We start from the raw sequence: 20505 nt of genomic DNA, 5'->3' as shown, positions 1-20505 counted from the left end.
GTGCCGCCACGTCCGGTACGGCAGCTCGCAGCCCCCGCACGCGCCGACGTCCGTGTCGTCAACGCAACGTAAACGCTGGAGCCGCGGATGGGCAGTGTCCGTTTCGCTTTCGTTGTCCTGGCGGCGAGCAAAACGAGCAGAACACCGCTCTGCGAGCAGAAGGGGCCCAGCGCTCACAAGGCTGTCGCCACCCGGTGTGACGCTCCTAACGTCCACCGCCATGACCAGCAACACGAGCCCCGCCATCGAGCTGCGGGGGGCGGGCAAGGCGTTCCGGACACCGTCCGGCGCGCTGCACACCGCCGTACGGGATCTTGACCTGACCGTCGACCGCGGTGAGTTCGTCGCGGTCGTCGGCCCCACCGGATGCGGCAAGTCGACCACGCTGACGCTCGTCAGCGGCCTGGAGGAGCCCACCGAGGGCGAGGTCCTGGTGGCCGGCGAGCCGGTGCGCGGCATCGGCGACGACGTCGGCTTCGTCTTCCAGCAGGACGCCGTCTTCCCCTGGCGCACGGTGCTGTCCAACGTGATGGCGGGACCGCGGTTCCGCGGCGTCCCCAAGGCCGAGGCCCGGGACCGGGCCCGCGACTGGCTGGCCCGGGTGGGCCTGAGCGCCTTCGAGGACCGCTACCCGCACCAGCTGTCCGGCGGCCAGCGCAAGCGCGTGGCCCTGGCGGCCACCTTCGTCAACGACCCGAAGATCCTGCTCATGGACGAGCCGTTCTCCGCGCTCGACGTGCAGACCCGGGCGCTGATGTCCGACCAGCTGCTCGACCTGTGGGCGGGCACCGGGTCCTCGGTCGTCTTCGTCACCCACGACCTGGAGGAGTCCATCGCGCTGGCCGACAAGGTCGTCGTGATGACCGCAGGGCCGGCCACCGTCAAGGAGGTCTTCACCATCGACCTGCCGCGCCCCCGCAAGGTCGAGGAGGTCCGCCTGGAGCCCCGGTTCGTGGAGATCTACCGCGAGATCTGGTCGTCCCTCGGCGAAGAGGTCCGCATCACTCGTGAAAGGGGCGCAGGACATGCCGCCTGAGTCCGTATCCCTGCCCGCCGCCGCTGCCGTGGCCAAGCCGACGGACGCCGCCGAGCGCACCAAGGCGCGGGCCCGCGCCGTCCGCAAGCGCGCCCTGCTCGTCAACTCCGCCCGGCTGGTGGTGCTCGCGCTGTTCCTCGGCCTGTGGGAGTGGTTCTCCCGGGCCGGCATCATCGACGCGTTCAACTTCTCGATGCCCTCGCAGGTCTGGGACCAGATCCGCACCTGGGTGATGCACGGCACCGCCCAGGGCTCGCTCGCCGAGCAGATCTGGACGACCCTGCAGGAGGCCCTGTACGGCTGGGTGATCGGCGTCGCCGCCGGCGTGCTGCTGGGCATCGCCCTCGGCCGGGTGCGCTTCCTCGCCGACGTCTTCGGGCCCTACGTGAAGATCCTCAACGCCATGCCGCGCATCGTGCTGGCGCCGATCTTCCTCATCTGGTTCGGCCTCGGCCCGGCGTCCAAGGTCGCCTCGGCGGTCGTGCTGGTCTTCTTCCCGGTGTTCTTCAACGCCTTCCAGGGCGCCCGTGAGGTCGACCGCAACCTGGTCGCCAACGCCCGCATCCTCGGGGCGAGCAACCGCCAGGTCACCTTCCAGGTCGTCATCCCCTCGGCCACCTCGTGGATCTTCACCAGCCTGCACGTCAGCTTCGGCTTCGCGCTGATCGGCGCGATCGTCGGCGAGTACATCGGCGCCACCAAGGGCCTCGGGCTGATGGTCTCCACCGCCCAGGGCACCTTCAACTCGGCCGGCGTCTACGCGGCCATGGTGATCCTCGCCGTCGTCGCGCTGATCGCCGAGGGCCTGCTCACCTTCCTGGAGAAGCGGCTCTTCCGCTGGAAGCCCGCGGACTCCGGCGCCCGCTGAACCGCCGCCCGCCGGCCCGTACCGCCGCCGCGCCGCGTCGCGCGGATCCCCACCGCTCCACCACTCACAAGGACGTGACCCCATGCGCACCCGTACCACGATGATCGCCCTCGCCGGCGCGCTCGCCCTGACCACCCTGACCGCCTGTGCGAACGACGCCTCGTCGGGCTCCGGTTCGTCCTCCGACGCCGGCGCCGCCACCGACGGCGCCACGACCGCCGCCAAGGACGCCACCAAGGTGAAGATCATGGTGGGCGGCCTGGACAAGGTCATCTACCTTCCGGCGATGCTGTCGAAGCAGCTCGGCTACTTCTCCGCCGAGGGCCTGGACGTGACGCTGATGTCCGAGCCCGCGGGTGTGGACGCCACCACCGCGCTGGTCTCCGGCGACGTCCAGGGCGCGGTCGGCTTCTACGACCACACCCTGGACCTGCAGACCAAGCACAAGTCCGTGGAGTCCGTGGTGCAGTTCGCCCAGGCACCCGGCGAGGTCGAGGTGGTCTCCAACAAGGCGGCCGGCGACATCACCTCCGCCAAGGACTTCAAGGGCAAGAGACTCGGCGTGACCGGGCTCGGCTCCTCCACCGACTTCCTCACCAAGTACCTGGCCGTCCACAACGGGCTCAAGGTCAGCGACTTCACCCCGATCGCGGCCGGCGCCGGCCAGACCTTCATCGCGGCGATGCAGCAGGGCTCGATCCACGCCGGCATGACCACCGACCCGACGGTGGCGCAGATCCTGGACAAGGGCATCGGCAAGGTGCTCTACGACATGCGCACGCCCGAGGGCTCGCGGCAGGCGCTCGGCGGCCTCTACCCGTCGTCCAGCCTGTACATGAACACGGACTGGGTGAACGGCCACAAGGACACCGTCCAGAAGCTGGCCAACGCCTTCGTCAAGACTCTGCGGTGGATGTCCAGCCACAGCCCGGAGGAGATCGCGGCGAAGATGCCGGCCGACTACGCGCAGGGCGGCAAGGACTTGTACGCGCAGGCGATCAAGTCGACGCTGCCGATGTTCACCACCGACGGCGTGATGCCGGCCGACGGTCCGCAGACGGTGGAGAGCGTCCTCAAGGCGTTCAACCCGAACCTGAAGAACGCCACCGTGGACCTGGAGAAGACCTACACCACGGAGTTCGTGAAGAACGTCAAGTAGCGCCCGGCGGCGTTCTTCGCTCAGCGCGCGGCCCCGGCCACCGGCTCGATCCCCGTGACCTCCATCCGGGCCGGTGTGCCGAGGGCCGCGCCGCAGCTCTCGGGGCGCGGCGGCTGCGCCAGGGACCGGGTGACCGCCACCCGCCAGGCGCGGCCGTCGCGGTGGCCGACCGGCACGGTCCAGCCGTCCTCGCCCCGGGGCTCGGCGGGCCCGACGGCCAGGGCGTCCGCCCGCTCCTCCCCGGTCAGTTCGCGTACCGCCAGGTCGGCGGCCTGGCCGGGGCGTTCCCATGCCGAGCGGCCGCGGCAGCCGGTGAGGACGACGCGGCCGGCGCCGATCGCCTCCAGCACGTCCTTGGCGTGGTGCCCCTCGACCCTGCCGTAGGCGTAGCCGTGCGGCAGGACGAGCATCGTCGGGGCGAACCGGTGGCCGCCGAGGTGGGTCACCTCCCAGACGTCGTTGCCGCCGGAGCGGGCCAGCTCGTCGGCGAGCGGGCGGCCCTGGACCGCGCAGCAGCGGTCGCGCCGCCCGTTGGTGCACACCAGGGCGACGGGCGGCCCCTCGTACGGGTCGCCGAAGCCGCCGTGCGCGCCGGCGCCGAGTGCCGGGAAGTCCAGGGCGGCCAGCTCCGCCGGGTCGTCGAGCCAGGCGGTGCGGATCCAGGGGGCGTGCGGCGCGGTGTGCGCGAGGATCACCCGGTGGCGTGTGGGCCGGTGCAGGTCGGCGTGCCGGCCGGGGCGGCGGATCAGCGCGATGCGTACGCCGGTGCCTTCGGTCAGCCGCTCCAGGGCGCGGCCGGCCTCGGGGTCGAGGTGGCTGGAGCGCAGGGCCTTGGCGCCCCACGGGCCCGCCTGCTCGATCAGCAGCCATGTGGGGGCGACCGCCGCGGTGGCGGCGAGGGGCTCGTCCAGGGCGGCGGAGGCGCGGGAGCAGGGGGTCAGGGGCTGGCTCACCCGTCCGAGCCTAGTCCGACCTCTTCGAGGTCCCTCTCCACGGCCTGCATCGGCGAGGCCGTCCGCCTCCTCGGGTCGCCCGGGGCTCGGGTCCCCTGCGCTCGGGTCGGCCGCGGCCCCCTCGGCTTCCGGGGTGCCCCCGGGGCTGCGGTTGCCGGCTGGCCGGTATGTGGGTGGTTGCGCGCGCAGTTCCTCGCGCCCCTGCGGGGTCCGGGGGTGTCTCTTGGGGCGCGGTGCCGTCCGGGGGGCTTGTGGGTGGTTTGCGCGCGCCGTTCCTCGCGCCCCTCGGCACCCCGGGGTGACCGGTGCGGTGCGGTTGCCGTCTGCGGGCTCGATGTGGCTTCGCTCGGCACCCCGGGGGATGGGGGCCCACCGCCCCCGGGTGGGGGCGGTGGGGGGCGGGGGTCAGACGGGGCCGGCGGCCGCGGTGATGGGCTTGGTGAGGGGGACGCCGGAGCCGTCGCGGCGGGTGTCCTTCGGGGGGAGGTCGGCGGGGGCGCCGGTGGAGGTGGCCGCGCGGGCGGGCGCCGGGCCGGCCCAGGCGAGGACCAGGCCGTCCTCGCCGCGCAGGAACCGCTGGCAGCGCACACCGCCGGTGGCCCGGCCCTTGCGCGGGTACTGGTCGAACGGGGTGAGCTTCGCCGTGCCCTGGCCGCCGCCGTCGAGGGTGCCCTCGGCGCGGGCGATGGTGAGCACCACGGCGTCCGCCGCCGGGTCGACCGCGGTGAACGAGATCACCTTCGCGCCGTCGGCCAGCTTGATGCCCGCCATGCCGCCGGCCGGCCGCCCCTGCGGCCGCACCTGGGACGCCTGGTAACGCAGCAGTTGCGCGTCGTCGGTGATGAAGACCAGGTCCTCCTCGCCGGTGCGCAGCTCCACCGCGCCGACCACCGTGTCGCCTTCCTTGAGGCCGATGACCTCCAGGTCGTCCTTGTTGGCCGGGTAGTCCGGCACCACGCGCTTGACGATGCCCTGCTCCGTGCCGAGGGCGAGGCCCGGCGACGACTCGTCGAGGGTGGTCAGGCACAGCGCCCGCTCGCCGTCCTCCAGCGACACGAACTCCGCCAGCGGCGCGCCCCCGGCCAGCGACGGCGCGCCCGCGGTCTCGGGCAGGATCGGCAGGTCGATCACGGTCAGCCGCAGCAGCCGCCCGAAGGACGTCACCACGCCGACGTCCGCGCGGGCGGTCGTCGGTACCGCGGACACGATCACGTCGTGCTTGACGCGCTTGCCGTCGCCGCCGAGTTCGTCGCCGGTGGCGGTGCGGGCCAGCAGGCCGGTCGAGGACAGCAGGACCCGGCACGGGTCGTCGGCGACCTCCAGCGGCACCGCGGTGACCGGCGTGTCGGCCGACTCCATCAGGACGGTGCGGCGCTCGGTGCCGTACTGCTTGGCCACCGCGGCCAGTTCGGCCGACACCAGCTTGCGCAGCTCCGCGTCGGACTCCAGGATCCGGGTCAGCTCGGCGATCTCGGCGTTCAGCCGGTCCCGCTCGGACTCCAGCTCGATGCGGTCGAAGCGGGTGAGGCGGCGCAGCGGGGTGTCGAGGATGTACTGGGTCTGCACGTCGGACAGACTGAAGCGCTCGATCAGGCGCTCCTTGGCCTGCGCCGCGTTCTCGCTGGCCCGGATGATCGCGATGACCTCGTCGATGTCGACCAGGGCCACCAGCAGGCCGTCGACCAGGTGCAGCCGGTCGCGGCGCTTGGTGCGGCGGAACTCGCTGCGCCGGCGCACCACGTTGAACCGGTGGTCGACGTAGACCTCCAGCAGCTCCTTCAGGCCCAGGGTCAGCGGCTGGCCGTCCACCAGGGCCACGTTGTTGATGCCGAAGGAGTCCTCCATCGGCGTCAGCTTGTAGAGCTGCTCCAGCACGGCCTCGGGGTTGAAGCCGTTCTTGATCTCGATGACCAGGCGCAGGCCGTGGGCCCGGTCGGTGAGGTCCTTGACGTCGGCGATGCCCTGCAGCTTCTTCGCGCCGACCATGTCCTTGATCTTGGCGATCACCTTCTCGGGGCCGACGTTGAACGGCAGTTCGGTGACCACCAGGCCCTTGCGGCGGGCGGTGACGTCCTCCACCGAGACGGTGGCGCGGATCTTGAAGGTGCCGCGGCCGCTCTCGTAGGCGTCCCTGATGCCGGACAGGCCGATGATCCGGCCGCCGGTCGGCAGGTCCGGGCCCGGCACGTGCCGCATCAGCGCGTCCAGGTCGGCGTTGGGGTACCGGATGAGGTGCCGGGCCGCGGCGATGACCTCGCCGAGGTTGTGCGGCGGCATGTTCGTGGCCATGCCGACCGCGATCCCGGACGCGCCGTTGACCAGCAGGTTGGGGTAGGCCGACGGCAGCACGGAGGGCTCGCGCTCCTGGCCGTCGTAGTTGGGCGCGAAGTCGACGGTGTCCTCGTCGATCGACTCGACCATCAGCTGCGCCGGGCCGGACATCCGGGCCTCGGTGTACCGCATGGCGGCCGGCATGTCGTCGAGCGAACCGAAGTTGCCGTGCCCGTCGACCAGCGGCAGGCGCTGCGAGAACGGCTGCGCCATCCGCACCATCGCGTCGTAGATCGACGCGTCGCCGTGCGGGTGCAGCTTGCCCATGACCTCGCCGACGACGCGCGCGCACTTGACGAAGCCGCGCTCGGGCCGCAGGCCCATCTCGTTCATCTGGTAGACGATGCGCCGGTGCACGGGCTTCATGCCGTCGCGGGCGTCGGGCAGGGCGCGCGAGTAGATCACCGAGTAGGCGTATTCGAGATACGAGCCCTGCATCTCGTCCACGACGTCGATGTCGAGGATGCGCTCCTCGAAGTCGTCGTCGGGAGGCGGGGTCTTCGTGGTGCGGCGGGCCATCTCGGCGGCGCTCCTTCTTCTGGTTGCCTTCCGGAACGGGTGTCCGGATCCTTCGGGTGGACCGGTGAGCTGACGCGGACCATTGTGACGCGCCGCACCGACAGCGCGGACGACGACCCGTCCCCGACCACGCCGTGCCGCCGTCCACCGAACCCCGGGGCCTGTCGTGTGCGGGAACTTCGCCGATCGTCGGCACGCTTGCCTAGAGTGGCAGCACTCTACGCAGTCACGCAGCAGCGACCGGAAGGACAGCTTGCCCATGGGTCACACGGCCTCCCCGGAGGCACACTCCAGCGGCCTCACAGCCACCGAGCACCGCCTGGCGAACGGCCTGCGGGTGGTGCTCTCCGAGGACCACCTCACCCCGGTCGCGGCCGTGTGCCTCTGGTACGACGTCGGTTCACGCCACGAGGTCAAGGGTCGCACCGGTCTCGCCCACCTCTTCGAGCACCTGATGTTCCAGGGCTCGGCGAGCGTCCAGGGCAACGGCCACTTCGAACTGGTGCAGGCCGCAGGCGGATCGCTCAACGGCACCACGAGCTTCGAGCGCACCAACTACTTCGAGACGATGCCCGCCCACCAGGTCGAACTGGCCCTGTGGCTGGAGGCCGACCGGATGGGCAGCCTGCTGACCGCCCTGGACCTGCAGAGCCTGGACAACCAGCGGGACGTGGTGAAGAACGAGCGCCGCCAGCGCTACGACAACGTCCCCTACGGCACCGCCTTCGAGAAGCTGACCGCGATGGCGTACCCCGAGCCGCACCCGTACCACCACACCCCGATCGGCTCGATGGCCGACCTGGACGCGGCCTCGCTGGAGGACGCCCAGGCGTTCTTCCGCACGTACTACGCGCCCGGCAACGCGGTGCTCTCGGTCGTCGGCGACATCGACCCGGCGCAGACGCTCGGCTGGATCGAGAAGTACTTCGGCAGCATTCCGGCGCACGACGGGAAGCCGGAGCCGCGGGACGGCTCGCTCCCGGACGTCATGGGCGGGCAGTTGCGCGAGGTCGTCGAGGAGGACGTCCCGTCGCGCGCGCTGATGGCCGCGTACCGGCTCCCCGCGGACGGCACCCGGGAGGGTGACGCCGCGGACCTGGCGCTGACGGTGCTGGGCGGCGGCGAGTCGTCCCGGCTGCACAACCGCCTGGTGCGGCGCGACCGCACCGCGGTGACCGCCGGCTTCGGGCTGCTGCGGCTGGCCGGCGCGCCCTCGCTGGGCTGGCTGGACATCAAGGCGTCCAGCGGCGTCGAACTGCCGGTCATCGAGGCATCGGTGGACGAGGAGCTGGCCCGGTTCGCCGAGCAGGGGCCCACCACCGAGGAGATGGAGCGGGCGCAGGCCCAGCTGGAGCGGGAGTGGCTGGACCGGCTGGCGACGGTCGGCGGGCGCGCCGACGAACTGTGCCGGTTCGCGGTGCTGTTCGGTGACCCGCAGCTGGCCCTGACCGCGGTCGACCGGGTGCTGGCGATCACCCCCGAGGAGGTCAAGGCGGTGGCCGCGGCCCGGCTGCGGCCCGACAACCGCGCGGTGCTGGTGTACGAGCCCACCGGCGGCCCGGCCGAGACCGAGGAGCAGGAGGGCGAGGAGCCGGACATCGAGGAGCAGGCCATCGTCGAGGCCGGGGACTCGGGCGCTGAGAACAAGGAGGGTGAGCTGTGAGCGACGCACGCGAGGCCGTCATGATGTTCCATCCGCAGCCAGCCGCGGGGGAGCCCAAGCCGTGGGCGTTCCCGGCGCCCGAGCGCGGGGCGCTCGGGAACGGCCTGACCCTGCTCACCAGCCACCGTCCCGGCCAGCAGGTGATCGCGGTCGAGGTGATGCTGGACGCGCCGCTGGACGCCGAGCCCGCCGGCCTCGACGGGGTCGGCACGATCATGGCCAGGGCCCTGTCCGAGGGCACCGACCAGCACACCGCCGAGGAGTTCGCGGCGGAGCTGGAGCGGTGCGGCGCCACCATGGACGCGCACGCCGACCACCCCGGCGTGCGGGTCTCCCTGGAGGTGCCCGCGCGCCGGCTGGACCGCGCGCTGACCCTGTTCGCCGAGGCGCTGCGCAGCCCGGCGTTCCCGGAGGACGAGATCAAGCGCCTGGTCGCCAACCGGCTCGACGAGATCCCGCACGAGCTGGCCAACCCGGCCCGCCGCGCGGCCATGGCCCTGTCCAAGGAGCTGTTCCCGGCCGAGCTGCGCTGCTCGCGGCCGCGGCAGGGCACCGAGGAGACGGTGCGGGCCATCGACGCCCCCGCGGTGCGCGCCTTCTACGACGCGCACGTGCGCCCGTCCACGGCCACCGCGGTGGTCGTCGGCGACCTCACCGGCATCGACCTGCCCGCGCTGCTCGACTCCACCCTCGGCCAGTGGACGGGTGGCACCGGGCAGCCGCGGCCGCGCCCCGCGATCACCTCGAACGACACCGCGCGGGTGGTGATCGTCGACCGGCCCGGTTCGGTGCAGACGCAGGTGCTGATCGGCCGCACCGGCCCGGACAAGCAGGACCCGGTGTGGGCGGCGCAGGTCCTCGGCACGTACTGCCTGGGCGGCACGCTGACCTCCCGGCTGGACCGGGTGCTGCGCGAGGAGAAGGGCTACACCTACGGCGTGCGGGCCTTCGGGCAGGTGCTGCTGTCGTCCGCCGACGGCACCGGCGCCGCGCTGCTGGCCATCAGCGGCTCGGTGGCCACCGAGGTGACTGGCCCGGCGCTCGCCGACGCCTGGCAGGTGATCCGCACCCTCGCCGAGGGCGGGCTCACCGACGACGAGCGCGACGTCGCGGTGCAGAACCTGGTCGGCGTGGCCCCGCTGCGCTACGAGACCGCCGCCGCGGTCGCCGGCACCCTGGCCGACCAGGTCGAGCAGCAGCTGCCGGACGACTTCCAGGCGCATCTGTACGCGCGGCTGGCCGCGACCGGCACCGTCGAGGCGACCGCCGCCGTGGTCAACGCCTTCCCGCTGGACCGCATGGTGGTGGTCCTGGTCGGCGACGCCGGGCAGATCGCCGAGCCGGTGCGGGAGCTGGGCATCGGCCCGGTGACCGTCGTGTCCTGACGCCCTCGTCGCGTCGTTCTCCTGAACCCCGGTGCCGCCCTGCGCGGCGCCGGGGTTCCGTGTGCCAGGAGCCGGCGCGCCCGGGGCCCGCACGTCCGGGGCGCGAAGTCCCTTGGGATTTCTGTCCTGTTGTGCCCGAATTGAGCGGCTCGCGGGCGTGTGTGGCGTGCGCTACATATCGACGGATCTGCTTGGTGTTCGCCGGACCGCCCGGATAGCGTCAACGCTCCCCGGCCCTGCAGGGTCGGGCACCGCCCGGCCGTGCCGGGCGCACATCCGCACATCGCCGAGTCCCCGTCCAGGGGAGCCGGGGACCCACCCCTCGTGTCCGCCGCCGCGCGGTCCTGAGGGAGTTCCCCCGGGGTGAATCGGGAGCCTTCGCCGTCGCCGGCCCAGGGGCGCCCGTAGGAGACCTTCCTGCTCCGAACCCGTCAGCTAACCCGGTAGGCGAGAAGGAAGGAAAGGAGCGACGCCTCCATGGCGTTCCGCGTTCGCCCCGCCCTGCGCGGGAAGCACCGGCGTCGGCGGCCCGGCCGTGCCGCCGCCACCCTGGCCGGCGTCGCCGTGATCGCCGGCGCCGGAGCGTTCGGCGCCACCGCGCTGGCCGCCCCCGACCACCATCCGCGCCCGGTCGCCGCCGCGGCCAAGAAGAACGTGCTGTCCCAGGCCACGTCGGTCACCGGCTCGCTGGCGAACAGCTTCTCCGCCCAGGCCGACGTGCAGCGTACGGTCGCCAACACCGCCCAGGAGCAGGTCCGGCAGGCCCGCGCCGAGGCCGAAGCCGCGGCCAAGGCCAAGGCGGCGGCGGAAGCGAAGGCCAAGGCGGCCGCGGCGGCCAAGGCCAAGGCGAAGGCCGCCGCGCAGGCGAAGGCCGCTGCCAAGGCCGCCGCTGCCAAGGCTGCCGCTGCCAAGGCTGCCGCTGCCAAGGCTGCCGCGGCCCAGGCTGCCGCGGCCCAGGCGGCGAAGGCCGGGGCGGTCAGCGCCGCCAAGCAGCCGGTGGCCGCCGCCACGACGGCCGCCGCAGACTCCGGCTGGACCAAGCCGGTCGACGCGTCCATCGGCACCCCGTACCACCAGGCCGGCTCCAACTGGTCCAGCGGCTACCACACCGGCGTGGACTTCCTCGTGGACTCCGGCACCCCGGTGCACGCGGTGGCCGCGGGCGTGGTCGTCTCGGCGGGCGCGGACGGCGCGTACGGCAACGACGTGATCATCAAGCACGCCGACGGCATGTACACCCTGTACGGCCACCTGACGCAGCCGCTGGTGTCCGCCGGCCAGACCGTCACCGAGGGCCAGGAGATCGGCATCTCCGGCGCCACCGGCAACGTCACCGGACCGCACCTGCACTTCGAGGTGCGCACCACCCCGGACTACGGCTCGGACGTCGACCCGATCGCGTACCTCGCCGAGCACGGTGTGACCGTCTGACGTCCCGCGTCAGGCACCCTGTACGGCCCGGCCGCCCACCGGTCGGGCCCGCCTCGAAGGCCCCGGTTCTGCCACCGGGGCCTTCGTGCGTCCCGGGCCGCCGCGGGTGCTTCCCCCGCAGCTGATCACCGCGGGCGGCCGCCCCGCCCGCCCGGAACGTGCCGCCCTGTCCGCAATAAAATCAAGAATTCGCCACCTCTTTTCCCTTTTCCGTGCGCCCTGGAATAGAGTCACGGGCATAATGCGGGGGAGGGAACGGAGTTCTGCGATGCGGAATCGGACGTGAACGGGGCGGACGGCACCGGGCGGCGTATCTCCGCCCAGGTGGTGTGCACGGCGATCCGCGACGACATCGTCGCGGGATTCTTCCCGCCCGGCAGCAGACTGACCGAGGAACTGCTCGCGCAGCGCTACGGCGTCTCGCGGGTGCCGGTGCGCGAGGCGCTGCGCACCCTGGAGTCCGAGGGGTTCGTCCGCACCCGCAGGCACGCGGGCGCGTCGGTCGCGGAGCCGACCGAGCAGGAGGCCGCGGACCTGCTGGAGATGCGCGGCCTGCTGGAGCCGCTGGGCGCCGCCCGCGCCGCCCAGCGCCGCACCGAGGCCCACCTCAAGGTGCTGCGCGGGCTGGTCCGGTTGGGCCAGGAGCGCGCGGTGCAGGGGCAGTCCGCGGATCTGACCTCGCTGAACGGCTGGTTCCACGAGACGCTCGCCCAGGCGTCCGGCAGCCCGACGCTGGCCGCGCTGCTCACCCAGCTGCGGCACAAGATCGCCTGGGTCTACGGGGACGGCTCCGTGGTGCGGGTGCGCGAGGCGTGGGACGAGCACGCGGCGATCGTGGACGCGGTGGCCCGCGGCGACGCGGAACGGGCCCGCCGGCTGGCCGCCGTCCATGTGGAACGGGCGTCGGCGGTGAGGATCCTGAAACCTCCCGTCAACGCGGTGCGGCGCCGGGCTTAACACGCACGTCGTATACAAGAACGCGGGATACCGGAAAACAGCGGTCCGCCCGGAGTTCCGGTATGAGGTCCCGTATTCGTGAAAGAGCGGGACCGGACCATCCGTGGGGGATGTTCCGGTCCCGCTGAATTCCGCTGCCCATTTCCGCGGGGCCGCCGGCGGGGGTGCTCGGAATTCCCGGCCGTTCCGGTACCCGGAGCGCGCGAAATCGTCAGACGGTCTCGGGCAGCTCGTCCAGGCCCTCGGCGACCAGCTTGGCCAGCCGGTCCAGGGCGACCTCCGCGCCCTCGGCGTTGGAGGCCAGCACGATCTCCTCGCCGCCCCGGGCGCCCAGGCCCAGGACCGCGAGCATGGACGCCGCGTTGACCGGGTTGCCGTCCGACGCCTTGGCGATGGTCACCGGGACGCCGGCGGCCGTCGCCGCGCGGACGAAGATGGACGCCGGGCGGGCGTGGAGGCCCTCCGCCCAGCCGACGTTGACGCGGCGCTCAACCATGGTGTTGCCCTTCGGATCAGTGACAGTGGTACGAAGTTGTCTAGACCAGTTAAACATGTTCCGGGCGGTGGCCGGGACCGGCGGTTCGCTGCCCCCAGCCTGCCTCCAACGCGTCGGCCGCGCGAGCAGGCCACGCCCGCTTACGCTGGGGCCATGACGGAGCAGCAGCCGCAGCCGTACCCCGTGCACTGGGAGGCGGACGTCGTGCTGCGCGACGGCGGCACCGCCCACATCCGGCCGATCGGCCCGGACGACGCCGGCCGCCTCGTCGGCTTCTACGAGAAGGTGTCGGACGAGTCGAAGTACTACCGGTTCTTCGCGCCCTACCCGCGACTGTCCGACCGCGACGTGCACCGCTTCACGCACCACGACTACGTCGACCGGGTGGGCCTGGCCGCCACCGTCGGCGGCGAGTTCATCGCCACCGTCCGCTACGACCGGATCGACGAGCACGGCCGGGCGGGCCGCGGCGGCACCCGCGCCGAGGTCGCGTTCCTGGTCCAGGACGCCCACCAGGGCCGCGGGGTGGCGTCCGCGCTGCTGGAGCACATCGCCGCGGTCGCCCGCGAGCGCGGCATCCTGCACTTCACCGCCGAAGTGCTCCCCGCCAACCGCAAGATGGTCAAGGTCTTCACCGACGCCGGCTACACCCAGCAGCGCAGCTTCGCCGACGGCGTGGTCCACCTCGACCTGGACCTGGAGCCCACCGACGAGTCGGTGCAGGTGATGCGGGCCCGCGAGCACCGCGCCGAGGCCCGCTCGGTGCAGCGGCTGCTGCGCCCGGCGTCGGTGGCCGTGGTCGGCACCGGCCGCCGGCCCGGCGGTGTCGGCCGCACCCTGCTGCGCAACATCACCGCGGGCGGCTTCACCGGCCGCCTGTACGCGGTCAACCACTCCTTCCCTGAGGGCGGCACCGACATCGACGGCGTGCCCGGGTACCGGTCGGTCGCCTCGATCGGCGAGCCGGTCGACCTCGCCGTCGTCGCGGTCCCGGCCGACCGGGTGCCCGAGGCGGTCGCCGACTGCGGCGAGGCGGGGGTGCGCGGCCTGGTGGTGGTCGCCGCCGGCTACTCCGAGAGCGGGGCGGAGGGCCGGGAGAAGCAGCGCGAGCTGGTCCGCCAGGCCCGCAGCCACGGCATGCGGGTCATCGGCCCCAACGCCTTCGGCGTGCTCAACACCGCCGACGACATCCGGCTCAACGCGTCCCTGTCGCCGGAGATGCCGCACCACGGCCGGCTCGGGCTGTTCACCCAGTCCGGGTCCATCGGCATCGCCCTGCTGTCCGGGCTGCACCGGCGCGGCGCCGGCCCGTCCTCGTTCGTCTCCGCCGGCAACCGCGCCGACGTCTCCGGCAACGACCTGCTGCAGTTCTGGCAGGACGACCCGGAGACCGAGGCGGTGCTGATGTACCTGGAGTCCTTCGGCAACCCGCGCAAGTTCACCCGGATCGCCCGCCGCATCGCCGCGAGCAAGCCGGTCGTGGTGGTCAAGGGCGCGCTGCACTCCGGCACGGTCCCGGCCGGCCACGCCGTGCCGAACACCCGGATCCCCGACTCCACCGTCTCCGCCCTCTTCCGGCAGGCCGGCGTGATCCGCGTCGACACCGTCACCGAACTGCTCGACGCCGGCCTGTTCCTGGCCCTGCAGCCGCTGCCGGCCGGCGACCGGGTGGCCGTGCTCGGCAACTCCGAGTCCATCGGCCTGCTGACCTACGACGCCGCGCTCTCCGCGGGGCTGCACCCGGCCCCGCCGCTCGACCTGACGACGGCCGCCCAGCCCGACGACTTCGCGGCGGCGCTGCGGCGGGCCCTCGCCGACCCCGGCACCGACGCGGTGGTCGTCACCGCCATCCCCCGGGTCGGCTCCGAGGACGCCGGCGACCCGGAGTCCGGCGACGACCCGGCGCTCGCCGAGGCGCTGCGCGCCGCCGCCGAGGGCGCCGGCAAGCCCGTGGTCGTGGTCCACCTCACGCTGGAGACGATGGCCGACCGGCTGGCCGCGACCGGGCAGCCGGGCGCCCGCATCCCCGCCTACTCCGCGCCCGACCGCGCCGTCCGCGCGCTGGCCGAGGCGACCGCCTACGCCGCCTGGCGGGACGCCGCCGCGGAGCCCGGCCGGATCCCGCAGTTCGAGGACGTCCAGGAGGCCGCCGCCGCCGAGGACGTCCGGCGCCTGCTGCCCCCGGCACCGGCCGCGCCGCCCGCGGCGGCCGCAGGGTCCGCGGGCGCGGCGCACCCCGGGACCGAGATCACCCTCGACGACGCGGCCGCGGCCGGGCTGCTGGCCCGCTACGGCATCCACGTCCACCGGGCGCTGCCCGCGCCGGACCCGGACGCGGCGGTCGCCGCGGCGCGGTCGCTGGGCTACCCCGTCGCCCTCAAGACCACCGCCCCGCACCTGCGGCACCGCGCCGACCTGGGCGGCGTCCGGCTGGATCTGGCCGACGAGCAGGACCTGCGGCGGGCCTACGAGGAGCTGACGTCGCGGCTCGGCGGGCCGGCCGAACTGCGGCCGGTGGTGCAGGCGATGGCCCCGCGCGGCGTCGACACCGTGGTGCGGGCCGGCGTCCACCCGGCGGCCGGTGCCGTGCTGTCCTTCGGGCTGGCCGGCGCCCCCTCCGAGCTGCTCGGCGACCTCGGGCACCGGCTGGTCCCCGCCACCGACCGCGACGTGGCCGAACTCGTCCGCTCGATCCGGGCGGCGCCGCTGCTGTTCGGCTGGCGCGGCGCCGAGCCGGTCGACACCGGCGCCCTGGAGGAACTGCTGCTGCGGGTGTCGATGCTGGCCGAGGACCTGCCCGAGGTCGTGGGCGTGGACCTGGAGCCGGTGGTGGTCGCCGCCCGCGGCCTGAGCGTGCTCGGTGCGACCGTCCGGCTCGCCACGCCCCCGGCGCGCACCGATCTCGGGCCGCGCGCCCTCGCCTCGTACTGAGCGCTCGGGGGCATCGGGCCCGCTCATCGGCGGCTCGGGGCCGGGCCGGGAGGCGTGCCGCGGCGGCGGGCCGGAACGACGCGTCACGGACGGATGGGAACGTCACACGGCGCGCATAGGATGGTGCACATGGCGAAGACCGGTACGACGACGCAGGGGCTGCGCACGGCCATCGAGCGCAGCGGCTACTACCCCGCCCTGGTGGCCGAGGCCGTCGAGGCCGCGGTGGGCCGCGAGCCGGTGTCCTCGTACCTGGTCCACCAGGAGACCACCTTCGACGCCAACGAGGTGCGCCGGCATGTGACCGTGCTGGTCCTGACCGACAGCCGGTTCATCGTCAGCCACACCGACGAGCAGGCCGCCGACGACACCTCGCCGAGCCCGTACGCCACCACCTCCACCGAGTCGGTCAAGCTGGGCCGGATCTCGTCTGTCGTGGTGAGCAGGGTCGTCGCCAACCCCGAGTCGTACACGCCGGGCACCCTGCCGCGCGAGGTCGTGCTGACCATCGGCTGGGGCGCGGTGTCCCGGCTCGACGTGGAACCCGCCGCCTGCGGCGACCCCAACTGCGAGGCCGACCACGGCTACACCGGCTCCTCCACCGCCGACGACCTGTCGCTGCGGGTCAGTGAGGCCGGCGACGGGCCGGACACGGTCCGCCAGACCCTCGCCTTCGCCCAGGCCCTCTCCGAGGCCACGGCGGCCACGGAGTGATGGCACGCTGATGGCCCACCCGTTCCACGACGCGGAGGACGCGGCACTGCTCGACCCGGCGTCCGCCCCCGCCCCGCAGTACGGCACCGGCGCACTGTGCGACGTGATCCCTGCCGCGGTGGCGGGCTTCGCGGTGCCCGGCATGCCCGCCACCGGCCTCACCCTCGCCCCTGCCGACCGGGTGTGCGTGTTCCTGGTCGACGGCCTCGGCTGGGAGCTGATCCTGCGCCACCCCGACGGGGCGCCGTACCTCACCTCGCTGCTGGCCACCTCCTGCGGCGGCACCGGCCGGCCGATCACCGCCGGCTTCCCCGCGACCACCGCCACCTCGCTGGCCTCGGTCGGCACCGGGCTGCCGCCCGGCCGCCACGGCCTGCCCGGCTACACCGCGCTCAACCCGGAGACCGGGCAGCTGATGAACCAGTTGCGCTGGCAGCCGTGGACGCCGCCGGCCGTGTGGCAGCCGCACCCCACCGTCTTCGCGCTCGCCGACGCCGCCGGGATCGCCACCAGCCAGGTGTCCTCACCGACGTTCGAGACCACCCCGCTGACCAAGATCGCGCTGTCCGGCGGCACCTTCCTCGGCCGGCTCACCGGCGAGGAGCGGGTCGACCTGGCCGCGGAGCAACTGGCCGCCGCCGACCGGGCGCTGGTCTACACGTACTACAGCGAGCTGGACGGCATGGGGCACCGGCACGGCGTCGACTCCGACGCCTGGCGCGGCCAGTTGATGATGGTCGACCGGCTGGTGCAGCGGCTCGCCGAGCAACTCCCGCCGCGCAGCGCGCTGTACGTCACCGCCGACCACGGCATGATCGACATCCCGTTCGACGAGGAGTCGCGGATCGACTTCGACGAGGACTGGGAACTGAGCGCCGGCGTCGCCGTGCTCGGCGGCGAGGGCCGCGCCCGGCACGTGTACGCAGTGCCCGGCGCCGCGACCGACGTCCTGGCCGTGTGGCGCGAGGTGCTCGGGGACCGGATGTGGGTGGCCGGACGCGAACAGGCCGTCGCCGCGGGGTGGTTCGGGCCGGAGCCGGAGGAGCGGGTGCTCGGCAGGATCGGCGACGTGGTCGCCGTGGCCCGCGACGACATGGCGGTCGTGGCCAACCGCAGCGAGCCGGGGGAGTCCCGGATGGTCGGCCTGCACGGCTCCCTCGCCCCCGTCGAGCAACTCGTGCCGCTGCTCGAAGTACGCTGCTAGGCGCCCGCCCGGCGAGACGCCCGTCCCGCCGCCCGCCCCGAGCCTGCCTCCCTGCGTCCCTCCCCGCCGTCCACCGAAAGGCCGTCGCCCTTCCATGCCCGAGCTGGTTTTCTTCTCCGGAACGATGGACTGCGGCAAGTCGACGCTGGCGCTCCAGATCGGGCACAACCGTTCGGCCCGGGGGCTTCGGGGTGTGATCTTCACGCGGGACGACCGGGCGGGGGAGGGGAAGCTGTCCTCGCGGCTGGGCCTGGTCACGGAGGCCGTCGAGGCGTCCGAGGGGATGGACGTGTACGGGTACGTGGTCGAGCAGCTGTCCAAGGGCGGCAAGGTCGACTACGCGATCGTCGACGAGGCACAGTTCCTCGCGCCGGTGCAGGTCGACCAGTTGGCGCGGGTCGTGGACGATCTCGGGCTCGACGTCTTCGCCTTCGGGATCACCACTGACTTCCGCACCAAGCTCTTCCCCGGCTCGCAGCGGCTGATCGAGCTCGCCGACCGCATCGAGACCCTCCAGGTGGAGGCGCTGTGCTGGTGCGGCGCGCGGGCGACGCACAACGCCCGCACGGTGGGCGGGCAGATGGTGGTCGAGGGTGCCCAGGTGGTCGTGGGCGACGTCAACCGCCCGGTGGAGGAGGTCGGTTACGAGGTGCTGTGCCGCCGCCACCACCTCGGCCGGATAACCAGCGACTCGGCCCGTGCCGGCGCGTTGTCCCCCGACGTCCTGCCGGTCTCCTCCGACTGACGGATCGTCCGTTTCCTTCCGCTGCCGCCCGGCGCGGCCGAGCCGTTCATACGCCCATCACAGCAGAGAAACATACCCGTTCGGGGTCTTTGTGGCGTTTCGCTGATATTCAACCTGCCATCAGTCGTAATGTGCCGCTCGCGTACCAGCCGCACTCCGCGGTCCCTGGCTGTCGAGAACTGGAGAGGCACATGTCCCTGCTCACCGTCCCCGCCCGCCGCGGTCTGAGGCGCACCGTCGGTGCCCTGACCGGCGTCCTCGCCATGGGCGGCGTCCTGTTCGCCGCGGCTCCCGCCCAGGCCCAGCCCGCCCTCCCCTACGGCACGGTCACCTCGCCGGCCGGCCTGAACGTGCGCCAGTTCCCGAGCACGGACTCCTCCGTCGTCGGCTTCCTCGCGTACCACGCGCAGACCGGCCTCACCTGCAAGGTCCGCGCCCAGGACATCGACGGGAACACCCTCTGGTACCTGATGCGCGGCAGCAGCCACGAGCGCTGGCTCAGCGCCCGGTACGTCGCCAACACCGGCACCGTCCCGTACTGCAACACCGTCCTCACCTCGGCCGCGAGCCTGGTGGCGCAGCAGCACCCGCACGCCAAGGGCTGATCCGCGGCACGCCGTTGCGGCGTGCCCGCGGTGCCGCAGACACCAGTCGGGGGGGGGGGGGGGGGGGGGGGGCCCCCCCCCCCCCCCCCCGGGGGGGGGGGGGGCCCCCCCCCCCCCCCCGCCGAGGTCCGGGTGCTAGGGGGCGAGCTGCATACCGCGGTGCTTGATGTCCTCGACGGTGGCCTGCTGGGCCGCGGTGAGGATGCCGACGAGGCTCGCGCTGCCACCGGCGACCTTCGGCAGCCGGTCGACGATGGCCGTGTTCGTGGTTCCCATCACCGGGCCCCAGGACCAACCCGGCACGACGGCGTCGTAGGAGGCACTGCCCACCGCGTAGACGTCCTGGCCGCCGAAGTAGGCAGTCGGATAGGCGGCCTTGGTGACCGGCACGAGCTCGCGGTCAGCGGGGAACATGCTGCTGGTGCCGGAGGAGACCCACGACTTCATGCCCTCGGGGTCCGTGGTGATCCACTTGATGAACTCGGCGGCGGCCGCGCTGTTCCTGGCGCCCTTGGGGATGACGAAGGTCGAGCCGCCGTACATCGCGGAGGCCGGCTTGCCGTCCCAGGTCGGGACCGGGGCCACCGCCCACTTGCCCGCCTGGTCGGCGACGGTGGCCTGCAGGGCGCCCGCGCACCAGCTGGCGCAGACGTACGCGACGGTCCTGTTCTGCTGGACGCTCGTCCAGAAGGGATCGAGTGTGCTCAGCGAGTCGACGAGGCCCTGGCGCGCGAGGTCGCCCCAGTACGCGGCCACCTTCCGGGAGGGCGCGTCGGTGAGCGACACCTTCCAGGAGTCCTTCTGGGTTCCGAACCACCGCGCTCCCGCCTGCCAGGCGAGGGCGGTCAGCAGCCCGGGGTTGTCGGTGAACAGGACCCCGCCGCGGGCGTTGGGGTCCGCCTGCTTCACCTGGGAGGTCATGCCCTTGTAGGCGTCCCAGGTGCGGGGGACGGAGATGCCGTGGGCCGCGAAGAAGTCCTTGCGGTAGTACAGCATCAGCGGCGCGACGTCGCGGGGGACGCCCCACGTCTTGCCCCCCAGCTCGACCAACTGCCGTACCGAAGCGGGGAACTTGTCCTTGACCAGGGAGCTGAGGCCGCTGTCCAGGCTCTCCAGCTCGCCCTGGGTGGCGAACTCCGGGACCTGGGGGTACTCGACCACCGCGACGTCCGGGACGGTGCCGGCCTTCACGGCGTTGGTGAGCTTGGAGTAGTACTCCTGGCCTGACGGCATCGACTCGAACGTCACCTTGACGCCGGGGTGCGTCCGGTTGAAGGCCTCGGCGACCTTGTCGGAGCCCTTGACGAAGGACCAGAAGGTGACCGCTCCGGTCTTCTGGCCCGCAGCGTTTCCGTTGCTGTCCGACCCGCCGCATCCCGTGACGAGCGGGCCGAGTATCGCCATGAAACAGGACAGCACTGTCAGACGTCTACGAAACACGAGGTGCCACCGATCGTTCGCTGGGGTGTCACTCGCAATCATTCGTTACGTACGACAGTTCGTCAAGA

The 20505-nt window shown here is 73.0% G+C and carries 16 protein-coding genes and 1 riboswitch; of the genes, 12 read left to right on the top strand and 4 right to left on the bottom strand.

Features of this window, described 5'->3' with window-relative positions; translation table 11 throughout:
* Positions 1-220 precede the first annotated feature (220 nt).
* The 3 genes from ACH4TG_RS21300 (at position 221) to ACH4TG_RS21290 (ending at position 3063) form a co-directional block, all read left to right on the top strand.
* Complete coding sequence (locus ACH4TG_RS21300; protein WP_398243959.1) at positions 221-1036, top strand: ABC transporter ATP-binding protein; 816 nt, start codon at positions 221-223, stop codon at positions 1034-1036.
* Positions 1026-1904, top strand: a complete 879-nt coding sequence (locus tag ACH4TG_RS21295) for an ABC transporter permease (protein ID WP_398243958.1) — start codon at positions 1026-1028, stop codon at positions 1902-1904. The genes ACH4TG_RS21300 and ACH4TG_RS21295 overlap by 11 nt, the downstream gene beginning before the upstream one ends.
* 82 nt (positions 1905-1986) lie before the next feature.
* On the top strand, positions 1987-3063 hold the full coding sequence (locus ACH4TG_RS21290; protein WP_398243957.1) for an ABC transporter substrate-binding protein: 1077 nt from the start codon (positions 1987-1989) through the stop codon (positions 3061-3063).
* Between the two features lie 20 nt (positions 3064-3083).
* Here the strand turns inward: ACH4TG_RS21290 and ACH4TG_RS21285 are convergent, their stop codons facing one another.
* Both ACH4TG_RS21285 and ACH4TG_RS21280 read right to left on the bottom strand, forming a co-directional pair.
* Positions 3084-4004, bottom strand: a complete 921-nt coding sequence (locus ACH4TG_RS21285; protein WP_398244063.1) for a sucrase ferredoxin — start codon at positions 4002-4004, stop codon at positions 3084-3086.
* A 417-nt stretch (positions 4005-4421) separates the two neighbouring features.
* Positions 4422-6866, bottom strand: coding sequence for a DNA topoisomerase (ATP-hydrolyzing) subunit A (locus ACH4TG_RS21280; protein ID WP_398243956.1), 2445 nt, complete (start codon positions 6864-6866; stop codon positions 4422-4424).
* A gap of 259 nt (positions 6867-7125) precedes the next feature.
* Between ACH4TG_RS21280 and ACH4TG_RS21275 the strand changes: the two genes are divergently transcribed.
* The 4 genes from ACH4TG_RS21275 (at position 7126) to ACH4TG_RS21260 (ending at position 12302) form a co-directional block, all read left to right on the top strand.
* On the top strand, positions 7126-8529 hold the full coding sequence (locus ACH4TG_RS21275; protein WP_398243955.1) for a M16 family metallopeptidase: 1404 nt from the start codon (positions 7126-7128) through the stop codon (positions 8527-8529).
* Positions 8530-8549: 20 nt separating this feature from the next.
* Complete coding sequence (locus tag ACH4TG_RS21270; protein WP_398244062.1) at positions 8550-9914, top strand: M16 family metallopeptidase; 1365 nt, start codon at positions 8550-8552, stop codon at positions 9912-9914.
* Positions 9915-10188: 274 nt separating this feature from the next.
* Positions 10189-10378: riboswitch (cyclic di-AMP (ydaO/yuaA leader) on the top strand.
* 13 nt (positions 10379-10391) lie between these two features.
* Positions 10392-11345, top strand: coding sequence for a M23 family metallopeptidase (locus ACH4TG_RS21265; protein ID WP_398243954.1), 954 nt, complete (start codon positions 10392-10394; stop codon positions 11343-11345).
* A 282-nt stretch (positions 11346-11627) separates the two neighbouring features.
* Positions 11628-12302: a GntR family transcriptional regulator gene (locus ACH4TG_RS21260; protein ID WP_398243953.1), complete on the top strand. Its 675-nt coding sequence runs from the start codon at positions 11628-11630 to the stop codon at positions 12300-12302.
* 211 nt (positions 12303-12513) lie between these two features.
* Here ACH4TG_RS21260 and ACH4TG_RS21255 read toward each other — a convergent pair whose 3' ends face one another.
* Complete coding sequence (locus ACH4TG_RS21255; protein WP_398243952.1) at positions 12514-12798, bottom strand: HPr family phosphocarrier protein; 285 nt, start codon at positions 12796-12798, stop codon at positions 12514-12516.
* 153 nt (positions 12799-12951) lie between these two features.
* On the opposite strand from ACH4TG_RS21255, the gene ACH4TG_RS21250 reads away from it, so the two are divergent.
* From ACH4TG_RS21250 to ACH4TG_RS21230, 5 genes are all read left to right on the top strand, one after another.
* Complete coding sequence (locus ACH4TG_RS21250) at positions 12952-15729, top strand: GNAT family N-acetyltransferase (protein ID WP_398243951.1); 2778 nt, start codon at positions 12952-12954, stop codon at positions 15727-15729.
* A gap of 129 nt (positions 15730-15858) precedes the next feature.
* On the top strand, positions 15859-16443 hold the full coding sequence (locus tag ACH4TG_RS21245; protein WP_398243950.1) for a DUF5998 family protein: 585 nt from the start codon (positions 15859-15861) through the stop codon (positions 16441-16443).
* Positions 16444-16453: 10 nt separating this feature from the next.
* Positions 16454-17647 (top strand): alkaline phosphatase family protein, encoded by a 1194-nt coding sequence (locus ACH4TG_RS21240; protein ID WP_398243949.1) that lies wholly within the window; start codon positions 16454-16456, stop codon positions 17645-17647.
* A 94-nt stretch (positions 17648-17741) separates the two neighbouring features.
* A complete protein-coding gene (locus ACH4TG_RS21235) occupies positions 17742-18392 on the top strand; it encodes a thymidine kinase (RefSeq protein WP_398243948.1) in 651 nt (216 codons plus the stop codon).
* 191 nt (positions 18393-18583) lie between these two features.
* Complete coding sequence (locus ACH4TG_RS21230; RefSeq protein ID WP_398243947.1) at positions 18584-18997, top strand: SH3 domain-containing protein; 414 nt, start codon at positions 18584-18586, stop codon at positions 18995-18997.
* A gap of 135 nt (positions 18998-19132) precedes the next feature.
* Here the strand turns inward: ACH4TG_RS21230 and ACH4TG_RS21225 are convergent, their stop codons facing one another.
* Positions 19133-20401 carry an ABC transporter substrate-binding protein gene (locus tag ACH4TG_RS21225; protein ID WP_398243946.1) on the bottom strand — a complete coding sequence of 423 codons (1269 nt, stop codon included), beginning with the start codon at positions 20399-20401 and terminating at the stop codon, positions 19133-19135.
* Between the last annotated feature and the right edge of the window lie 104 nt (positions 20402-20505).

It is taken from the genome of Streptomyces sp. NPDC020917 (genome assembly GCF_044333795.1).
GTDB lineage: Bacteria > Actinomycetota > Actinomycetes > Streptomycetales > Streptomycetaceae > Actinacidiphila.
Note: the sequence above shows the minus strand (reverse complement) of the source record. Positions and strands in the feature narration are given on the sequence as shown.